The sequence below is a fragment of the Streptomyces sp. NPDC043812 genome (assembly GCF_056436245.1).
The window spans coordinates 208,435-228,510 of record NZ_JBWKCY010000008.1 but is presented as its reverse complement, the minus strand read 5'-3'; the positions used below and the strand labels follow the sequence as shown (position 1 = coordinate 228,510).

At 71.6% G+C, this 20,076-nt stretch carries 15 protein-coding genes; 9 read left to right on the top strand and 6 right to left on the bottom strand.

Going from position 1 to position 20,076, the window contains the following annotated elements; genetic code table 11:
• Positions 1–91: 91 nt before the first annotated feature.
• From AC067Z_RS14805 to AC067Z_RS14795, 3 genes are all read right to left on the bottom strand, one after another.
• Positions 92–700, bottom strand: coding sequence for an Rv1733c family protein (locus AC067Z_RS14805; protein WP_478789877.1), 609 nt, complete (start codon positions 698–700; stop codon positions 92–94).
• A gap of 202 nt (positions 701–902) precedes the next feature.
• Positions 903–1,736 carry an MOSC domain-containing protein gene (locus AC067Z_RS14800; RefSeq protein WP_478789876.1) on the bottom strand — a complete coding sequence of 278 codons (834 nt, stop codon included), beginning with the start codon at positions 1,734–1,736 and terminating at the stop codon, positions 903–905.
• Positions 1,737–1,779: 43 nt separating this feature from the next.
• Positions 1,780–2,229 (bottom strand): DUF6643 family protein, encoded by a 450-nt coding sequence (locus tag AC067Z_RS14795; RefSeq protein ID WP_478789875.1) that lies wholly within the window; start codon positions 2,227–2,229, stop codon positions 1,780–1,782.
• 251 nt (positions 2,230–2,480) lie between these two features.
• On the opposite strand from AC067Z_RS14795, the gene AC067Z_RS14790 reads away from it, so the two are divergent.
• On the top strand, positions 2,481–3,755 hold the full coding sequence (locus AC067Z_RS14790) for a TerD family protein (RefSeq protein WP_478789874.1): 1,275 nt from the start codon (positions 2,481–2,483) through the stop codon (positions 3,753–3,755).
• A 16-nt stretch (positions 3,756–3,771) separates the two neighbouring features.
• Here AC067Z_RS14790 and AC067Z_RS14785 read toward each other — a convergent pair whose 3' ends face one another.
• Positions 3,772–4,986: a glycosyltransferase gene (locus AC067Z_RS14785; RefSeq protein ID WP_478789873.1), complete on the bottom strand. Its 1,215-nt coding sequence runs from the start codon at positions 4,984–4,986 to the stop codon at positions 3,772–3,774.
• A gap of 58 nt (positions 4,987–5,044) precedes the next feature.
• Between AC067Z_RS14785 and AC067Z_RS14780 the strand changes: the two genes are divergently transcribed.
• From AC067Z_RS14780 to AC067Z_RS14755, 6 genes are all read left to right on the top strand, one after another.
• Complete coding sequence (locus tag AC067Z_RS14780; RefSeq protein ID WP_478789872.1) at positions 5,045–5,842, top strand: glutamate racemase; 798 nt, start codon at positions 5,045–5,047, stop codon at positions 5,840–5,842.
• A 308-nt stretch (positions 5,843–6,150) separates the two neighbouring features.
• On the top strand, positions 6,151–6,711 hold the full coding sequence (locus tag AC067Z_RS14775; protein WP_478789871.1) for a hypothetical protein: 561 nt from the start codon (positions 6,151–6,153) through the stop codon (positions 6,709–6,711).
• Positions 6,712–6,893: 182 nt separating this feature from the next.
• Positions 6,894–8,528, top strand: a complete 1,635-nt coding sequence (gene lnt / locus AC067Z_RS14770; RefSeq protein ID WP_478789870.1) for an apolipoprotein N-acyltransferase — start codon at positions 6,894–6,896, stop codon at positions 8,526–8,528.
• Positions 8,529–8,582: 54 nt separating this feature from the next.
• On the top strand, positions 8,583–9,065 hold the full coding sequence (locus AC067Z_RS14765) for an NUDIX hydrolase (protein ID WP_478789869.1): 483 nt from the start codon (positions 8,583–8,585) through the stop codon (positions 9,063–9,065).
• 55 nt (positions 9,066–9,120) lie between these two features.
• Positions 9,121–9,924 carry a 3-hydroxybutyrate dehydrogenase gene (locus AC067Z_RS14760; RefSeq protein ID WP_478789868.1) on the top strand — a complete coding sequence of 268 codons (804 nt, stop codon included), beginning with the start codon at positions 9,121–9,123 and terminating at the stop codon, positions 9,922–9,924.
• Between the two features lie 83 nt (positions 9,925–10,007).
• Entirely contained in the window at positions 10,008–11,906 is a 1,899-nt protein-coding gene (locus tag AC067Z_RS14755) for a helix-turn-helix domain-containing protein (protein ID WP_478789867.1), read from the top strand.
• 79 nt (positions 11,907–11,985) lie between these two features.
• On the opposite strand, the gene AC067Z_RS14750 is transcribed toward AC067Z_RS14755, so the two are convergent.
• Positions 11,986–13,383, bottom strand: coding sequence for an MFS transporter (locus AC067Z_RS14750; protein ID WP_478789866.1), 1,398 nt, complete (start codon positions 13,381–13,383; stop codon positions 11,986–11,988).
• A 463-nt stretch (positions 13,384–13,846) separates the two neighbouring features.
• On the opposite strand from AC067Z_RS14750, the gene AC067Z_RS14745 reads away from it, so the two are divergent.
• Positions 13,847–15,667 carry a pectate lyase gene (locus AC067Z_RS14745; RefSeq protein WP_478789865.1) on the top strand — a complete coding sequence of 607 codons (1,821 nt, stop codon included), beginning with the start codon at positions 13,847–13,849 and terminating at the stop codon, positions 15,665–15,667.
• A gap of 181 nt (positions 15,668–15,848) precedes the next feature.
• On the opposite strand, the gene AC067Z_RS14740 is transcribed toward AC067Z_RS14745, so the two are convergent.
• Positions 15,849–16,235: a hypothetical protein gene (locus AC067Z_RS14740; protein WP_478789864.1), complete on the bottom strand. Its 387-nt coding sequence runs from the start codon at positions 16,233–16,235 to the stop codon at positions 15,849–15,851.
• A gap of 329 nt (positions 16,236–16,564) precedes the next feature.
• Between AC067Z_RS14740 and AC067Z_RS14735 the strand changes: the two genes are divergently transcribed.
• Positions 16,565–19,867, top strand: a complete 3,303-nt coding sequence (locus tag AC067Z_RS14735; RefSeq protein WP_478789863.1) for an AfsR/SARP family transcriptional regulator — start codon at positions 16,565–16,567, stop codon at positions 19,865–19,867.
• Positions 19,868–20,076: the final 209 nt, after the last annotated feature.

Sequence of the window (20,076 nt, the reverse complement as noted above, 5' to 3'; positions counted from 1 at the left end):
CGCGCCGCTGACGGGGACGCCTTCCGCACCCCCGAGGGGGTCGCACCACCGTAGCGCGCGTGACGGGCGGCAGTTGACGGGATGTGGCAGGTCAGCTTCCGGCGCCGGCGCGTCCCCAGTCGGGCCCCACGGCGGCCCACGCCCGGTCCAGGTCGGCAAGTCTGTGGCGTACCAGACGCCACAGGACCAGCCGTCTGGCGCATTCGACGACCACGCCGGAACCCACCGCCGCGCCGACACCGGCCAGCGTGGCATGGACGTGCGCGGCGGCAAGTCCCATGGGGCGGGGCACTATTCGGCCGGCGTCGTCCGTCCAGATACGGAACGTGTCCCCCGCCTGCAGGGACGGCAGCGAGACGGTCGGCGTCCCGGTGCGCCGGCTTCCGTCGGGCGCGGTCCAGACCGCCACGACCGAGCGGTGGGTCTCGGCGTCTGCGCCCGACTCGGGGTTGAAGGCTGCCGGTCGGGTCACGGGCGCGGGATCCACGACCGTGGCCGTCGTCGGGTGCCGCTGTTGCCGCTGGATCCGCACGCTCTGGCGCAGCGACTCGTCCGTCAGCGTGCTGGTGATCCAGCCGACGGCGGGGGCGGCCGTGACGACGAGCATCGCGGCGACGAGCGCGAGCCAGGCCTCGGCCAGATCGGTCGCACGGCGCAGGGGGTTGTGCCGCCAGCGCCAGACTCCCGCTGCTGCGCGCACCGTTCGCCACCCCCTTCTGTGTCCGTGATAGCCGTGGACGACACGGAACAAGCGCGGGTCACGCGAAGAGAGAGCAACGTCACCCCCCGTCGGCCCTCACCGGGCCGGCCCGGCAGATCGCTGCGGGACAGACCCTGGTCCGTCGCGAGGACGTCCTCGCGACAGTTCCAACGAGCGGGCCTCCGCGCGCGATTCCCGTTCCTCAGCAATTCTGCCCGAGAACGGTGACCGCGTCCCTGACGCGGATCCGGCCGGTGCGCTCGGGCACCAGGTACTGGCCGAAGGCGAGTACCCCCTTGATACGGCGATGCCGGGCAAGGGTGCGCAGCGGCTCCTTGCCGCGGCTCGCGGTGTGCTGGTCGGTCGTGCTGATGACACAGCGCCCGCACGGTTTGGTCACCCGCAGCACCGTGTCGCCGATGGCGATGCGCCGCCACCCGTCCTCCGCCCAGGGCGCCGTACCGGTGACCACGAGATTCGGGCGGAACCGGGTCATGGGCAGCGGGCCCTCGTCCGCGTGATCCCCCTGCGCAACGAGCGAATTGAGTGCGTCGAGAGAGGCGACCGTGATGACATGCACGGGCGACGAGTCGCCGAAATGCACCGTTTCACCCGCCCTCGCGTACGCGGGGTCGAGCGGGCGCCGACGGGCGGGGTCGTCGAGGTGGACCAGCCGTACCTCCGCGCCGAGGTACTCACCGAACCAGGCGTGGGCCGCAGCGGCGGCCGCAATCGCCTCGACGGTGTCCCCGAAGACATCCGTGACCAGTGTGTCCACCCGCTCCGGGACGGGCACGGTCAGCGGTTCACGTCCGGGCGCGGTGAGCCGCACCGCGCCGTCCCCCAACGGCTCGGCGCGTGCCAACGCCAGCAGCGGATGGCGCCGTTGTGTGACCACCCGGGCCGACGCGTCGACCAGTGCCCACCGGCGGTCGCCGGCAAGCCCCCACGGTTCCACCCATGCCGCATCGGGAGCGCACCCCGCCAGGGATTTGACGGGATACACATGAAGGGACCGCACGACCGGTTCGGACATACCGCCATGGTGCCAGTCATTGCCGGCCGCTACGGGCGGCGGGTCAGTACCCCCGGCCCTGGTACGGGCGGTTGTACGGGTCCTCGTAGGGTGCCTGCGCCGGGACGGGGCGTGCCGCCGCCGGCCGCATGGCCTCGTAGCCGTTGGCGGCCGGCCGCGGCTGCTGCGGCTGGCCCTGGTACTGCGGACCCGGGTAGCCGCGGGGCGGTGCCGCCTGCTGCGGGATGTACGGCGCGGGCGCCTGCTGCAGAGGCACGGGCTGGTGCATCTGCTGCGGGTATCCGTAGGCCGGGGACGGTGCCGCCGGGAGGGCGGGCATGGCCGCGGGGAGCGCCGGCAGATAGCTGTTGCCGGTGTCGTACGCGGAAGGCACTCGGATCGGCGCGATCTGAGGCGTGCCCCGCTCCGCGACCAGGGAGTCGTAGATCGGGGTGTCGGGGAACAACGGCGCGGAGTAGTAACCGCCGCCGTAGGTGGCGCGGGGGGAGGTCATGGCACATAAGTTAAGCCCACGATGTGCTGGTTGGGGAGCCCGATAAGAGGGTTGTTTCGGCAGCTGTGAGTGACGACGGATCCCCAATTCGAGCGAATCCGGTAAAAACGGTCGCCCTTGCGTCTTGTGATCGTGTAAAGCGCGAGCTGAGGGAGGGTTACCGATGGGTCGGCACAGCTGAAGGGGACGTATGCGGAATAGGTTGACGATGAATGAACTTCCGGGCGCACCGAACCGCGATGGGGGCGATCATGTCGATGCCTAAGGGAGCCAATACAGCGGTGCAGTCGCGCCGCGTACGCGTGGAGTTGGGATGGCGGCCGGGACCGGGCGTTCCGGACATCGACGCCTCCGCGCTCCTCCTGGCATCCGGAAAGGTCCGCTCCGACGCGGACTTCGTCTTCTACAACCAGCCCGCGCACGCCTCCGGGGCCGTGCGCCACGAGGGAAAGTCGACCGCCCAGGGAGCCGCCACCGACACGGTCGCGGTCGACCTCGACCGCGTCGAGACCGCCATCGACCGGGTCGTGCTGGTCGCCTCGGCCGACGGCGGCACCTTCGGGCAGGTCCCCGGACTCCACATCCGGGTCCTCGACGAAGCGACCGGTGCCGAACTGGCACGTTACGAAAGCCAGGACGCCACAGTCGAGACGGCCTTCGTCCTGGGCGAGCTCTACCGGCGCCAGGGCGTCTGGAAGTTCCGCGCGGTCGGCCAGGGTTACGGCACCGGGCTCGAGGGCCTCGCTATGGACTTCGGCATCACGGTCGACGAACCCCAGGCACCGCCGGCCGCCCCCGCCCCGCCGCCCACCCCACCGGCGCCCGTCGCCACGCACACCCCTGCGCCTCCGGCCGCCCCGCCGCCGGCGCCGTCCGCTCCGGCCACCCCGGTCCGGCTGTCCAAGATCACGCTGACGAAGGAGGCGCCTTCCGTCTCGCTGACCAAGCAGGGCGGCACCTCGGGCGCGATGCGGGTGAACCTCAGCTGGCAGGTGCGCAAGCAGTTCCAGGGCTGGGGCGCCAAACTCGGCCGCGCCATCGCCATGCACGGCGATCTCGACCTCGACCTGTGCGCGCTGTACGAACTGACCGACGGCCGCAAGGGAGTCGTGCAGGCGCTGGGCAACGCCTTCGGCGCCCTGCATCAGCCGCCGTACATCCACCTCGACGGGGACGACCGCACCGGCGGGACACCCGGCGAGAACCTCACCATCAACCTCGACCACAAGAACGACCTCCGCCGCCTCGTGATCTTCGTGACCATCTACGAGGGCGCCCGCAGCTTCGCCGATCTCGACGCGACGGTGACACTCCAGCCGCAGAACGGTGCTGCCATCGACTTCTCACTGGGCGAATGCACCGTGCCGTCCACGGTCTGCGCCCTCGCCCTGATCACCAACACCGGCTCGGACCTCGTCGTCCAGCGCGAGGCACGCTTCCTCGTCCCCGACCGGGGCGTCAGCCCCCAGCGCACCATCGACCACGTCTACGGCTGGGGCATGAACTGGACGCCGGGCAGGAAGTGAGCGCTGCCCGACGGGCTCAGCGGTCCGGCGCGGCCTCGGGACGGGCGTACGTACGCCCCTTCCAGGCCGCGCCGCGCCCCCGGTGGTGCTGCACCGCGGAATCGACGGTCATCAGCAGATAGAGGAACGCGGTGAACGGCAGGGTGAGGGCGAGCAGCGACGGCTGCCGGTAGTGACGCAGCATCGGCAGATACGTGCCCGCCATCACCGTCCACGCGAGTCCTCCCGCCCAGGAGGCCACCGTGTCGCCGGCGACCAGCCCCGCCACGAGCGCGACAGGCGGCACGAGATACACCAGCACCAGCCCGAGCACCGTGCCCGCGAGCAGCAGCGGACTGTGCCGCAGCTGCGCATAGGCACTGCGCGACACCATCCGCCACAGATCCGCGAGCCGCGGGTACGGCCGCACGCTGTGCACCCGTTCCGCGAGCCCCAGCCAGACCCTGCCGCCCGCGTCCCGCACGGCGCGCGCCAGCGAGACGTCGTCGATCACCGCCTGCCGGATCGAGGCCGGGACGCCCGCCCGGCGGGCGACGTCCGTGCGCAGCAGCACACAGCCGCCCGCCGCCGCCGTCGTCCGCGTGCCCTCCTTGTTGATCCAGCGGAAGGGGTAGAGCTGGGCGAAGAAGTAGACGAACGCGGGCACCACCAACCGCTCCCAGCCGCTCTCGACCCGCAGCCGCGCCATCTGTGAGACGAGGTCGAAGGTGTCCCCCCTACCCGCCGTCTCCTCGCGCACCTCCCCCCGAGCGCTTCCGTGGGCCGCGGCCACCAGCTCGCGCAGGCTGTCCTGTTCGTGGGCGATGTCGGCGTCCGTGAGCAGCAGGAACTCGGGTCCGTCCGCCTCGGCCAGGGCGATCCCGTGCCGCAGGGCCCACAGCTTCCCCGTCCAGCCGGGCTCCGGTTCGCCCGGCGCCACCACCCGCAGCGGCAGGCCGCCGTGCCGGGCGGCGAGCGACCGGGCCAGCGCGCCCGTACCGTCCGCGCTGTTGTCGTCGACCAGGATGATTTCCGCCCTGCCCGGGTACTCCTGGGCGAGCAGCGACGGCAGGCTCAGCGGCAGCACCTCGGCCTCGTCCCGCGCAGGCACCACGACGGCGACGTCCGGCCAGCGATCCGGATCCTGCCGACGCGGCAGCCGTTGATCCGTACGCCAGAACAACCCCTGGCCGAACAGCAGCCAGCACCAGACGGCCAGAGATCCCACGGCGATCCACGCAACGGCGCTCATCCGCCGCAGTCTGCCCCACACCGGCAGTGCGGGCGCGGCGGTCGACTATGGTGACCGGGTGAAGATCGCGCTCATGGACTCCGGAATCGGCCTGCTCCCGGCGGCCGCCGCGGTGCGCAGGCTGCGGCCGGACGCCGATCTGGTGCTCTCGTCGGACCCGGACGGCATGCCCTGGGGCCCCCGCACCCCCGACGGCATCACCGAGCGTGCCCTCGCCGTCGCACGCGCGGCCGCGGCCCACCGGCCCGACGCCCTGATCGTCGGCTGCAACACCGCCTCGGTGCACTCGCTGCCCGCACTCCGCGCGGAGCTGGAGCCCGGACTGCCCGTCATCGGCACCGTTCCCGCGATCAAGCCAGCCGCGGCCGGCGGCGGCCCCGTCGCCATCTGGGCAACCCCGGCAACCACCGGCAGCCCCTACCAGCGTGGCCTGATCAAGGAGTTCGCCCACTCCGTCGACGTCGTCGAGGTCCCCTGTCCCGGTCTTGCGGACGCCGTCGAGAAGGCCGACGAGAACGCCATCGACCACGCGATCGCCGCGGCCGCCGCACTCACTCCGCCGGACGTGCGGGCCGTCGTCCTCGGCTGCACCCACTACGAGCTCGTCGGCGAACGTATCCGTGCCGCCGTCCGGCCATCGGGTCCCGGAGCCGAGCGTGCCCCCCTTGTCCTCCACGGCTCGGCGGACGCGGTCGCCGCGCAGGCCCTTCGGCGCGGGGGCGCGGTCCCCGCGCCGAACGCGGAACCGAGCGGCCGCGTCACGGTGCTCCTCAGCGGCCGGGAGTCCCCACTGCCCGCCGCCGCCCTGGCGTACGTCGAAGGACGGCTCCTCCAGGCGGTCACTCCGGCGGTCTGACGGACGGCTTTTCCGGGACGGTCACTCCGGCGGTCTGACGGACGTCTCCGGGCGGGGCACTCGCTCTCGGACGGCTTCTCCGGGCCGGTCACCCCGGCGGTCTCACGGACGGCTTCTCCGGGCGGGTCACTCCGGCGGTCTGACGGACGTCTCCGGGCGGGTCACCCCGGTGGCCTGACGGACGGCTTCCCCTCCCGGTGACGCCGGCCCCCGAGCACCTGGCGGGCGCTGCCGCTTACGGCCCGAGAACTACGCTGCGTCACTTCCGGGACCGTGCTCGGTCCGGGGATGGTGGGTACCCTCCTTGCATGAGGCACCATTCCCGTGACGTGGGGCCCGCAGCAGAGCCCCTCCCCGAGATCTGGACCGGCCGCGCGACCAACCGCATGCAGTGGGTGCTCGCCGCGGCGGGTGCCGCCTGTCTGGCGCTGGGTATCAAGATCGCCGTCGACGCCAACTGGGACTCCGGTATCGCCGCAGTGCTCATGGCTGTGATCGGCTGCGTGGCAGCCGGGCTGCTGATGCTCTACGGGACGCTCGCGTTCGTCCACTGCGAGGTGACCGTCGACCGGGAGGCCGTCGAGGTGCGTTGCGGGCACATGGGGCTGCCGCGCAAACGCATTCTGCTGGCCGAGGTGGTCGGCGCGGACTTCGACCCGAAGGTCAACCCGCGCCAGTGGGGCGGCTGGGGCTGCCGATGGCGGCCGGAGCGTGGCACGGCCGTGGTCGTGAGGCGCGGCGAGGGACTGGTGATCACGCTGGGTGAGGGCAAGATCTTCACCGTGACCGTCGACGACGCGGAAATGGCCGTCCGGGTCATCAGGGACCACCTCGGCCGCATCCGCACCAGCTCCGTCCCCCAGGTCTGACAGGGCCGGCGGCCCTGCGCACGAACGGTTCGAGGGGCCCCGGGGCACACTCGTCGGACGGCATGCGGGCGAAGGGGACGGCCGGCCGCGGAACGCCTCGGCGCAGGAGCGCCCCTGCAGTGCCCGCGGCAGCGGAAGCCCGCACTCCCGGGCGGACAGGCCGCCGCCGTAGACTCCGGCAGGTGAGCGCCACCATCACCACCGTCGACACCCCTCAGCCCGTCCCCGCGGCGGGCCGCCCCTTCGCCGGGCGACTCGTTCGCCCCGGTGCCGCCGCACTGGCCGGGGTACTGCTCTTCCTCAGCTTTCCGCCGAGGCCGCTGTGGTGGCTGACGCTGCCGGCCTTCGCCCTCCTCGGCTGGACCCTGCGCGGGCGCCGACTGCGGGCGGCCCTCGGCCTCGGCTACCTGACCGGTCTCGGCTTTCTGCTTCCGCTGCTGATCTGGACGGGCGAGGAGGTCGGGCCGGTCCCGTGGATCGCGCTCGCCGCGGTGGAGGCGCTGTTCGTCGCCTTCGCGTGCCTCGGTGTCGCGGCCGTCTCTCGGCTGCCCGCATGGCCGGTGTGGGCGGCCGCCGTGTGGATTGCGGGGGAGGCGGCCCGTGCCCGGGTGCCGTTCGGCGGCTTTCCCTGGGGAAAGATCGCGTTCGGTCAGGCGGACGGTCTCTTCCTGCCGCTCGCCGCGCTCGGCGGCACTCCCGTCCTCGGCTTCGCCGTCGTCCTGTGCGGATTCGGCCTGTACGAGACGGTGCGCCAGGTGGTCGCGTACCGGCGCACAGGCGGCGTGCCGCGCAGCGCGGCCGTTGTCGCCCTCCTCGCCCTGCTAGTGCCGCTCGCGGCGGCGCTGGCCGCCCGGCCCCTCGTCGACGACTCCGCGGAGGACGGCACCGCCACCGTGGCGGCAGTCCAGGGCAACGTGCCCCGGCTCGGCCTCGACTTCAACGCCCAGCGCCGGGCCGTGCTCGACAACCACGCCCGCCGCACCGAGCAACTGGCGGACGACGTCGCGGCGGGCAAGGTGCCGCAGCCGGACTTCGTGCTGTGGCCGGAGAACTCGTCCGACCTCGACCCCTACAGCGAGACGGACGCCCGCCTGGTCATCGACGACGCAGTCAAGGCGATCGGCGTCCCGACGGTGGTCGGTGCCGTCGTCAGCCCCGACACGGGCAAGCTCCGCAACACCCTGATCGAGTGGGACCCCCGCAGGGGCCCCGTCGACACCTATGACAAACGCCATGTCCAGCCGTTCGGCGAGTACATCCCGATGCGTTCGTTCGTACGGATCTTCAACTCCGACGTCGACCGCGTCCGGCGGGACTTCGGCCCGGGAGACAAGGTCGGTGTCTTCGACCTCGCGGGCACCGACGTGGGCATGGTCACCTGCTTCGAGGCGGCCTTCGACGACGCGGCGCGCGACACGGTCACCCACGGCGCGCAACTGATCTCCGTACCCAGCAACAACGCGACCTTCGGCCGCAGCGAGATGACCTATCAGCAGCTGGCGATGTCGCGCGTCCGGGCCGTGGAGCACAGCCGTTCCGTCGTCGTTCCCGTCACCAGCGGGGTCAGCGCCGTGATCATGCCGGACGGGGAGATCGTCCGGCAGACGAAGATGTTCACCCCGGACGCCCTGGTCGCCGAGGTACCGCTGCGTTCCTCCCTGACCCCCGCGACCCGGCTCGGGGTCTGGCCCGAGGTGGCGCTGCTGCTGCTCGCCGCGGGCGCGCTCGGCAAGGTCGCGGTCGATGCGGCACGGGAGCGGCGCAGGCGAGCCGCGACCACGGACGGGGCCACCGCCGGGCAGGGCGCCGGGTCCTGAACGGAGGCCGGGCGGTGGCGGCCCGGCGCTGCCGGTCCCGTTAGGGTCGCAGGCATGGGCACCCCTGACTTCATCCGCGAGATCCGGGCCACCGCCGGCCACCGGCTGCTGTTCCTGCCGGGCGTCAGCGCCGTCGTCTTCGACGACCTGGGGCGGGTCCTGTTGGGCAGGCGCGCGGACACCGGCAAGTGGTCGATCATCGGCGGGATCCCGGAGCCGGGGGAGGAGCCCGCCGGGACGGCCGAACGCGAGGTGTTCGAGGAGACGGCCGTGCGGTGCGTCGCGGAACGGGTCGTCCTCGTGCAGGCCCTGCCCAAGCCGGTCACCTATCCCAACGGCGACTGCTGCCAGTACATGGACATCACCTTCCGCTGCCGTGCGGTGGGCGGTCGGGCACGGGTCAACGACGACGAGTCGCTCGAGGTGGGCTGGTTCCCCGTCGACGCGCTGCCGGAGCTCAAGGAGTTCGCGCTGTTCAGGATCAAGCAGGCGCTGACCGACGGGCCGGCATGGTTCCAACCCACCCCCGAGGGGTGAAGTATGGGTGCTGACCACATCGGTGCGTGGTTGATCACTGCTTAGTGTGCGGAGCATGACCGCGCCCATCACCTCCGGTTCCGCAGATCACTCCGTCTCCCTCGACCTCGGCGGACGCACCGCCCTGGTCACCGGTGCCGCGGGCGGCATCGGCCGCGCGTGCGCGCTGCGGCTGGCAGCCGCGGGCGCCAAGGTCCGCGCCGTCGACCGGGACGGCGACGGGCTGGCGGCCCTGGAGGAACAGGCGGACGGGCTGACCGGCGCCGTCGAGCCGCAGGTCCTGGACCTCACGGACCTCGACGCCGCCGAGGCCGCGGCCGCGGGCGCGGACATCCTCGTGAACAACGCCGGACTGCAACTCGTGCGCCCCATCGAGGAGTTCCCGCCCGAGGTCTTCCACACCGTCCTGACCGTGATGCTGGAGGCACCGTTCCGACTGATCCGGGGGGCGTTGCCGCACATGTACGCCCAGGGCTGGGGCCGGATCGTCAACATCTCGTCCGTGCACGGACTGCGTGCTTCCGCGTTTAAGTCCGCCTATGTGGCCGCCAAACACGGCCTCGAAGGACTCTCCAAGACCGCGGCGCTCGAAGGGGCCCCCCACGGCGTGACCTCCGTCTGTGTCAATCCCGGCTATGTGCGCACACCACTGGTCGAGAAGCAGATCGCCGACCAGGCGGCCGCGCACTCTCTGCCGGAGGAGCGCGTCCTCACCGACGTCCTCCTCAAGGATTCCGCGATCAAGCGACTCGTCGAACCGGACGAGGTGGCCGAGGCCGTGCTGTACCTGTGCACCCCGCAGGCCGCGTTCATCACCGGCACCTCCCTCGCCCTCGACGGGGGATGGACCGCTCATTGACGTCGGACGGATCCGCCATGGACGGACGCGAGGTTTTCCACAGGGCTGGCGCGACCCCGCCGGGGCCGGGTAATCCTGTGTCCATGTCCCTGGATCAAGCCGCCTACCTGGAGCTCCTTGCCCGCGGAGCAGCAGCCGAGGCCTACGACCGGCCCGTGCTGCTCGCCCGCGCGCACGGCGCCGACGCCGCCACGCTCGCCGCCATGGAGCACGCCAAGCAACTCGCGCTGCGCGTGCGTGCCGAGCTGGAGGGCCGCCGGCGGCGGGAGGCGGAACTGTCCGCACTCTTCGAGACGGCACACGACCTGTCGGGCCTGCGCGACCTCGACGCGGTGCTCCGCGCGATCGTGCAGCGGGCCCGCTCCCTGCTGGGCACCGAGGTCGCCTATCTCAGCCTGAACGACCCCACCGCCGGCGACACATACATGCGGGTCACCGAAGGCTCGGTGTCCGCCCGCTTCCAGCAGGTCCGGCTCGGGATGGGGGAGGGCCTCGGAGGTCTCGTCGCACAGACCGCCCGCCCCTATGTGACCGACAGCTACTTCGACGACGCCCGATTCGAGCACACCGGCTCGATCGACGCGGCCGTCAGGGACGAGGGGCTGGTCGCCATCCTCGGCGTACCGCTGATGCTCGGCAGCCAGGTGATCGGTGTGCTGTTCGCCGCCGACCGCCGCGCCCGTGTCTTCGAGCGGGAGCAGGTCGCCCTGCTCGCCTCCTTCGCCGCACACGCCGCCGTCGCCATCGACACCGCCAATCTCCTCGCCGAGACGCGCTCCGCACTCGCCGAGCTGGAGCGGGCCAACGCGATCATCCAGGACCACAGCGGTGTCATCGAGCGGGCGTCCGAGGTGCACGACCGCCTCACGGAGCTGGTCCTGCGCGGCGGAGGCGTCGACGACGTGGCCGCCGCGCTGTCCGAGGTCCTCGACGGCACGGTCGAGTTCCGGGAGAGCGGTCCGCGCCCCTCCGGCACGGACGGGCACGCGAGCCGTCACGGCGACGACTGGGTCGCCGAAGTCTCCGCGGGCGGCGAGGTGTTCGGCGCCCTCGTGCTGCACGGCCACCCGGGCCTCGACCCGGTCGACCAGCGCACCCTGGAGCGTGCCGCCATGGTCACCTCCCTCCTGCTGCTGGCCCGCCGGTCCGCCCACGACGCCGAACAGCGCGTCCGCGGCGAACTGCTCGACGACCTCCTCGACGCACCGGACCGCGATCCCAGACTGCTGCGCGAACGCGCCGCCCGGCTCCGCGCCGACCTCGACACGCCCCACGTCGTCCTCGCCGCCCGCATCGACGGTCCCGCCACGGGACCCGGCGCCGGACCCGAGTCGGCCGCACGCGAGAGCGCGGACCGCCAGCGGCTGTGGTCGGCCGCCTCACATCTGGCCGCCACCCGCTCCGGCCTCGCCGCGGCGCGGGACGGCGGCACCGTCCTGCTGCTGCCGCTCGGCCCCGAGGACACCGCGGCGGGTCTCGCCCGGCAGACCGCGCGCCAACTGGGCGGCACACTCCGCGAGTCGGTCACCGTCGGCGCCTCGTCCCCCGTGGACTCCCCGGCCGGCGACCCCGCGCCGGTGTCGCTCGCCTACGAGCAGGCCAGGCGCTGTCTGGAAGCGCTGCGCCTGCTCGGTCGCTCCGGTCAGGGCGCGGCCGCGCAGGACCTGGGCTTCCTCGGGCTGCTGCTCGCCGACCCGGGCGACATCGACGGCTTCGTCCGGCGGACGATCGGAGAGATCATCGCCTACGACCGGCGGAGGGGCACGGATCTCGTCGGCACGCTCGACGCCTATTTCGCCAGCGGGATGAGCCCGGCCCGTACGAAGGACGATCTGCACGTCCACGTGAACACGGTCGCCCAGCGGCTGGAGCGCATCGGCAGGCTCCTCGGCGACGACTGGCAGACACCGGCCCGCTCGCTGGAGATCCAGCTGGCACTGCGGCTGTACGGGATGTCGTCCGCGGTCACGCGCCGGGACTGACGCGAACGCGGGGGCGCGCGGGACCCTTTCGGATCCCGCGCGCCCCCGCGTCGTTTGCGTGGTGCTGCGGCGCGGCAGCTCAGGCGGTGCGGGCCGTGTCCGCCTTGACGGGCGCCGGTTCGCCCGCGGCCGCCGTCACGTCGGAACCGGACTCCACGCTGCCGAGGTCCCGCTCACGCGTCTCCTTGGCGCAGGCGATGGCCACGACCGTGAGCAGCGCGGCGGCGATGACGTACAGCGCGATCGGCGTCGAGGATCCGTAGTCGACGAGCAGCGCGGTCGCGATGAGCGGAGCGGGTGCCCCGGCGGCGACGGAGGAGAACTGCGCACCGATGGATGCACCCGAGTAGCGCATGCGCGTCGCGAACATCTCCGAGAAGAACGCTGCCTGTGGTGCGTACATCGCCCCGTGCAGCACCAGCCCGACGGTCACGGCCAGCAGCAGCGATCCGAAGCTCGCCCGGTCGATCAGCATGAAGAAGGGGAACATCCAGGCACCGACACCGAGCGCGCCGATGAGATAGACGGGCCGGCGTCCTATCCGGTCCGACAACGCACCCCAGAGCGGGATCACGGCGAAGTGCACGGCGGATCCGATGAGTACGGCGTTGAGCGCCGTCTGCTTGCTCATCTCCACGGCGGTCGTGGCGTACACGAGGATGAAGGCGGTGATCACGTAGTAACTGATGTTCTCCGCCATCCGTGCGCCCATGGCGATGAGTACATCGCGCCAGTGGTACCGCAGCACGGCCACGAGCGGCATCTTCTCCACCTGGTCGGCGGCAGCCTTGCGCTCCTCGGCCTGTGCCAGTGCCGCCTTGAACACAGGGGATTCATCGACAGAGAGACGAATCCACAGGCCGACGATGACCAGTACGCCCGAGAGCAGGAACGGGATCCGCCAGCCCCAGGAGGTGAAGGCGGCGTCCGACAGCAGTGCGGTCAGGGCGGATAGCACGCCGGTGGCGAGCAACTGCCCGGCCGGTGCGCCGGTCTGCGGCCACGACGCCCAGAACCCGCGGCGCTTGGCGTCGCCGTGCTCCGAGACCAGCAGCACCGCACCGCCCCACTCGCCGCCGAGGGCGAAGCCCTGGATCAGCCGCAGCACGGTGAGCAGGATCGGGGCCGCGGAGCCGACGGTCGCGTGGGTGGGCAGGAGCCCGATCGCGAAGGTGGCTGAACCCATCAGGAGCAGGCTGAGCACCAGCAGCTTCTTGCGCCCGAGGCGGTCGCCGTAGTGTCCGAAGACGAGAGCGCCGATCGGCCGTGCGGCGAAACCGACCGCGTAGGTGAGGAACGCCAGGAGGGTGCCGACGAGCGGGTCGCGTTCGGGGAAGAACAGCTCGTTGAAGACCAGAGCGGCGGCGGACCCGTACAGGAAGAAGTCGTACCACTCGATGGTGGTGCCGATGAGACTCGCGGCGACGATGCGCCGGAGGTTGGACGGTGCTGGCGGAGCGGCAGCAGAGGCGGCCATGAACACCACTTCCGGACAGTTGGCGGGGACGTTTTCGTGTCGCCACACCGTAGGAAGACGCAGGTCACGGGCGTATGTGGTGGGGCACCATAGTTCTGATGGTGCCTATGCACGCGGCCCCTATGAGGCCCCCATGGGGAGGTCGCGGATGCGGTGCCCCGTGCCCCAGCCCCCTGAGCGTCGACGAGCCCGGCTCGCGCTCCGTGTCGTCCCTGTATGTGAACGCCCTTTCGGTCATCCCGGACCGATACAGCGATCCTTCCGCGGTGATCTGAGCAGTGGTTCATATATTTGTTCAAGATTCATTGATACGAACTCTTGAAGGCGCCCGAGGGAGCGGTGATAGTTCCTGTAGCACACGCCAAATCCCTCTCCCCGAGAGCTGCGTGGTGAAGCCGCGTGCAGGGTGCCGACCTGCGCGCCGTCCGCCGCGCGGTTCGGTCATGCCTGGAGGCGACCGCTCGTGAGAACCCCCGGTACCGGCATATCCCGTCGCACCTTCGCCCGTCTGGCCGCGGCACCCGTCCTCGCCGCGGCGACCGGCGGCCTCGCGAGCGGGCAGGCACACGCCGCCGGTCTGCGCACCACCGTGCCGCTTCCCGCGGCCGCCCGCGGCGAGGCGGTCGGCGCCATGCGGCGCGCGGCACTCTTCATGGACCAGCAGGTGTCCTACCGCGGTGCCTACGTCTGGAGCTATCTGCCTGATCTCTCCGTCACCTGGGGCGAGATGGAGGCCGCGCGCACCATGTGCTGGGTCCAGCCGCCCGGCACACCCACCGTCGGCCACAGTCTGCTCGACGCCTACCACGCCACCGGCGACGAATCCTTCTACCGGGCGGCCGAGCGCACGGGCCTCGCCCTCGTCGACGCACAGCTCCCCGTCGGCGGCTGGAACTACATTCACGACTTCGCCGGAGAGGCGTCACTGCGCCGGTGGTACGACACGATCGGCGCCAATGGCTGGCGGCTCGAGGAGTTCCAGCACTACTACGGCAACGCCACCTTCGACGACGCCGGCACCTCCACCGCCGCCCAGTTCATCCTCCGCCTCTATCTGGAGCGGCGGCACCCGAGATTCCGAGCCTCCCTCGACCGCGTCATCTCCTTCATGCTCAAGGCGCAGCTCAAGGGAGGGCCGACGGACGGCGGCTGGCCCCAGCGCTTCCCGTCCTTCTCGGGCGCCGTCGACGAAATGCCCTGGCCCGACGTGCGGCCCTCCTGGCTGCCCTCCGACGTCGGTCACGGCATGGAGGACGGCGACTACACCCGTCACGTCACCTTCAACGACGACGTACTCGGCGAGAACATCAAGTTCCTGCTGATGTGCGCCTCGACGCTCGGGCGTCGCGATCTGAACCGGCCCGTGCTGCGGGCCATGGCGTGCCTGCACCGTCTCCAGCAGCCCGGCCCGCAGGCGGGCTGGGGTCTGCAGCACCTCGCGTACGCGGTCGGCGGCCGTCCCGCCGGCGCGCCCGCGGGTGCCCGTTCGTACGAGCCTCGGGCCCTGGCCACGCACACCACACAGACGAATGTGCGCCAGCTGTTCCACTACTTCCGGCTCACCGGGGACCACGCCTACCTGCGCCGGGTGCCGGAGGCCCTCGCCTGGCTGGACGGCTGCCGGCTCACCGCCGAGCAGCGGGCGGAGAACCCGCGGCTGAGCAGCTCCACCCACCCGACCTTCGTCGAACTGGGCACCGACCGGGCCCGCTTCGTCCACCGGTTCGGGTCCAACATCCGTAACGGCGCCTACTACTACGACCACGACCACCGCAACACCCTCAGCCACTACTCGGGCGGTCGGTCGGTCGACATCGCCGGGCTCGAGGCGACGTACGACGAACTGATGTCGCTGAGCCCGGCCGAGGTCGCCGATCTGCGTGCCAGGTCCCCTCTCACCCCGGGCCGCCGCAGGGAGCTGCCCGCCTACTTCAGCCTCCGCGATCTCGACCTCACCGATCTGTTCAGGGACGCCCCGCTCACGCTCCCTGTGGTGACCGATGCGCAGGCGAGTGCACTGGTGGACGACCTCGGGGCCAAGGACCACTGGCTTACCCCGACCGTCAACGCCACCAACCCCTACCGGGGCCCGGCACCGTCGACCCCGTACGACGGCACGGCCTACATGAGCAAGCATGTGGGCGACACTTACGACACGTCCCCGTACAACCCGCTCGACATCCCTGCGGAGCCCCCCTATGAGGCGAAGGAGAGCCCGCTCGGCATCACGACATCCGCTTTCACGGGCAACATGGCCAAACTGATCGCTTACGTGTCGGACTGACGCATAGCACGGCCGATCACACGTACGGCTGCGGTCCGGTCCCCCGTGCCGGACCGCAGTCGAAGGAAAAGGTTTGAGCCATCAGGCAATTATTGACATGAAGTAAACAACTTCCTTTCCCGGGACGCGTATCCGGTGCGTCATCGTGGGGGAAACGGGCGCGGGGGAATGAAGGGCGAGCTCAGAAGCAGTCCTCGAAGTTCTGGGAAACTCCCGGGATCGGATCCATGTTGTCGCCGCCGCGTACATAGACCGCGCTGATCCAGCCACGCGGACCGCCGGCGTCCACCTGTACCCACCAGTTGTTCTCGTACGCGCCGTCACGAACCGTGTCGCCCTGGTCCTGGCAGTACGCCGTCACCGTCATCCGGCTGACCTTGATGCGGTCGTACGGCGGGCACGAGAAGGAGTTGCACGCGCGCATGTTCACGCCTGTCGCCCAGACGTAGACCTGGGTGGTGTTGGCCGCGGCCTGGGCCGGCGCGGCACTGATCAGGGACATCGCGGCGCCGCCTGCCGCAGCGGCGGCAACGGCCATCCGGCGCACACGGTTCGTTCGCTTGATCATGAGAGCTCCCTCGGCTTCGCATCTCGGGTGAGTGCTGTCGCCGAAGTGACGGGAAGCGCCGCCCTGCCATATGAGCGCAACGGGAAAGAATTTCTCTCCGGTCGGCACTCATACGGACGTTCGGCTCGTCCCGTCCCTCAATCGAAGCCCCGCCCCCCCATCCCTTTTCATCGATCGCGAGGACAACTCACCACAGATCCCGCGCCATTGTCCGCCGCGACCGGACCGGATTGCCGAATTCATCGAAGGCAGTCCGGTATCAGGCGCGCCTTGTCGGTACTCACCGGTATCGTTGTCCGAGTAATTGAGGGGACGCGAATCGGGGGACGATGGCAGAAGTGCGCCTTCTCGGGCCGGCCGAAGTGTGGGACGGGCTCAGGCGAGTTCCGCTGAACGGCCCAAAGCCGACGGCGATTCTCGCGGCGCTGGTCGTCCATCTCGGTGAGGTGCTCTCCACCGACCGGCTGGTCGACCTGGTCTGGGAGGAGCAGCCGCCCACCACCGCACGGGCGCTGGTCGCCTCGCATGTGTCCGGGCTCCGCCGGGCGCTGGCGGCGGTGGGCGACGGCAGCGCGATCCGCACGCATGCACCCGGGTATGTCGCCGAATTCCCTCCGTCCCGTATCGACGCCCGCCGTTTCGAGGAGGCGCTGGCGCTCGGCAGGCACGCGGCCGGCGAGGGGCGGGCCGCCGAGGCCGTCGAGATCTTCCGGGACGCGATGACGCTGTGGCGCGGGCAGGACGCCCTGGAGGGGCTCGGCCAGTCCTTCGCGCGGATCGAGGCGGCGCGCCTGGCGGAGCTCCGGCACGTCGCCGGCGAGGCACGCTTCGGAGCCGAACTGACGCTCGGCTGCCGTGCCGAACTGGTGGCGGAGCTGCTTGCGCATGTGGCGGAGCACCCCCTGCGTGAGCGCCCGCGAGGGCAGCTGATGACCGCACTGTTCCGGACCGGTCGGGTTCCGGACGCCCTGCGTGTCTACCAGGAGGGGCGTGAACTGCTCCGTTCGGAGCTGGGCATCGACCCCGGGCCGGAGCTGCGGGCCCTGCACCAGGCCCTGTTGGGAGGCGACACCGCGGTGCTGGGCCCCCGCACCCCCGCCGCGGCCGTCCCCGTCCCCCGCACGCTCACTTCGTCCCCCGCACCCGCGCGCCCCCCGGCAGCCGCCGATCCGGACGCGGGCCGCGTGCGGCACGGATCGCTGCCTCACCAGACCGGGCATCAGGGCACGCACCGTGAAGCCCCGCACGAGCCGGCCGCGGGCCGTGGCGGACAGCCCGCGCCCTCCCATCTTCCGCCCGATGTCGCCGACTTCGTCGGCCGCACCGAACAGATCGCCTGGGCCGGCTCCCTTCTGGAGGCGGCCGCCGATCCGTCGCGGACCGCCCCGCCCATCGGGGTGATCTCCGGCCGCTCGGGGATGGGCAAGACCGCGCTCGCCGTGCACATCGGCCACCGTGCCGCCGCGCTCTTTCCCGACGGACAGCTCTTCCTGGACCTGCGGGCGTCCGATTCCGAGCCCGTGCAGACCGCCGACGCCCTGGCAAGGCTGCTGCGGGCCCTGGGAGTCGACCCCGAGGGGCTGCCCGGCGGTGTGGAGGACCTGATCGGCCTGTACCGCACGCACATCGCCCGCCGCCGGATACTCCTCATCCTCGACAACGCTGTCGGCGAGTCCCACCTGCGCCCCCTGTTGCCGTCGGGCGGCGGCTCCGGCGTCCTCGTCACCAGCCGGCGGCGCCTCGTCGCCCTCGAGGGCGCCGCCCATCTCGACCTCGCCGCTCCCTCGGAGCGGGAGGCACTGGACCTGCTGTCACGGGTCGCGGGTGTCGAACGGGCCACCGCCGAGCCCGGCCAGGCCGCCGAGATCCTCGCGCTGTGCGGCCGGCTACCCCTGGCGGTACGGATCGCCGGTGCCCGTCTCGCCGCGCGGCCGCACTGGACACCTGCCCGCCTCGCCGCCCGGCTGCGCGACGAACGCCGTCGGCTCGACGAGCTCAGGGCCGGGGATCTGGAGGTGCGCGCCAGTCTCGAGCTGGGCTACGCCGATCTCGGCGAGCAGGAGCGGCGGGCGTTGCGCCGGCTGGCGCTGATGGACCTGCCGGACTTCGCGGCCTGGGTCGCGGCACCGTTGCTGGACGTCGGCGTCGACGAGGCGGAGGAGGCCGTCGAACGGCTCGTGGACTGCCACTTCATCGACGTGGTCGCGGCTGACGAAACAGGCCGGTCCCGCTATCGCATCCACGACCTGGCGCGTGAACACGCCCGTGAACGCTGCCTGTCGGAGGAGACTGCCCACGACCGTGAGGCGGCCGTGCTGCGGCTCGTGGACCGCTGGCTGTCGATGGCAGGCGCGGCTGCCGCGCGCGGCCCCGGTGGCGCGTTCCGGCTCTTCCCCGGTGCGGCCATGGGCGAGACCCTGGATCCCTCGTTCGAGGAGCAGCTGCCGGAGATGCCCTCCGCGTGGTTCGCCGCCGAACAGCCCTGTCTCCTCGCCGCGGTCACGCACTGCGCGGACCACGGCATGACCCGCGCGGCGCGGGGCCTGGCGGCCGCGCTGATGGCGAGTTCGGCGGCGCTGTACAACCAGTTCGACGACTGGTCCCGCTCGCACACCGTGGCCCTGGACGCGGTTCGCCGCGGGGGTGACGTCGAGGGTGAGGCATGGCTGCTCAGCGGACTCGGCCAGCTCAGGCTCGAACAGGACCGCTTCGAGGACGCGTGCGCCTACTTCAAGGACGCCCTGACGCTCTTCGAACAGACCTCGGTGGTGCGCGGGAGGGTCGGGGCGCTGGCCGGCATGGGCACGGCACGCCGCGAACAGGGCAGGTTCGACGAGGCGTCGGAACTGCTGACATCGGCGCTCGCGCCCGCCCGGGAACTGGCCGACACCGCGGCGGTGGCCCATCTGCACTACGGCATCGGATGCGTGCACCGCGATCGTGGCACGTACACCCGTGCCTGGGACGAGCTGACCCGGGCGCTGGAGATGTACGTGGCGGCGGCGGACAGGCACGGCGAGGCGCTGACCCTGCGTGCGCTCGCGCTCTGCCATCGCGCCAAGGGCGAACTGCCGCAGGCGGAACAGCTGTTGTGGGACTCGTTGAGGATCTTCGAACAGATCGGCGACGCCTTCGGCGTCATGTACGCCGGCCAGTCGCTGGCCAAGGTGCAGTTCCGGCAGGGCCGACTGCCGGAGTCGCGCGAGAGGCTCGACCGCTGTCTGGAGATCACCCGCGAGCGTCAGGACCTCTTCGGCGAGGCCCTGGTGCTCCGGTCGCTGGGGGAGTGGCACCTGGCTGCGAGTGAATGGGACGCGGCAGCCGACGACCTGCGGCAGGCGCTCGGTCTCTGGGACAAGCTCGAACTGCCGCTGTGGCACGCCCGTACGGTCAGGGACCTGGGGACCGCCGCGGCGGGCAAGGGCGACGCGCGGGCCGCGCGGGTGGCGCGGGCCGAGGCGATGGAGATCTTCCGCAGACTCGGCAGCCGCGAGGCGGACGAGGACGAGGGGTGGGGTCACGAAGCGGCCCCGGAGACCGTGACCGGCCACGAAGGGGTCGATGACGCCCGGGCCGGGCACGAAGGGCGGAACGCGAAGGGGCCGGGGGCGGAACTGCCCCGGACACGGTGACCGGCCACGAAGGGGTCGATGACGCCCGGGCCGGGCACGAAGGGCGGAACGCGAAGGGGCCCGGGGCGGAACTGCCCCGGACACGGTGACCGGCCACGAAGGGGTCGATGACGCCCGGGCCGGGCACGAAGGGGCGCAACGCGAAGGGGCCGGGGGCGGAACTGCCCGGCAGGACCCGTAAGGCGCCGGAGTCCCTTGAGGAGAAGGGC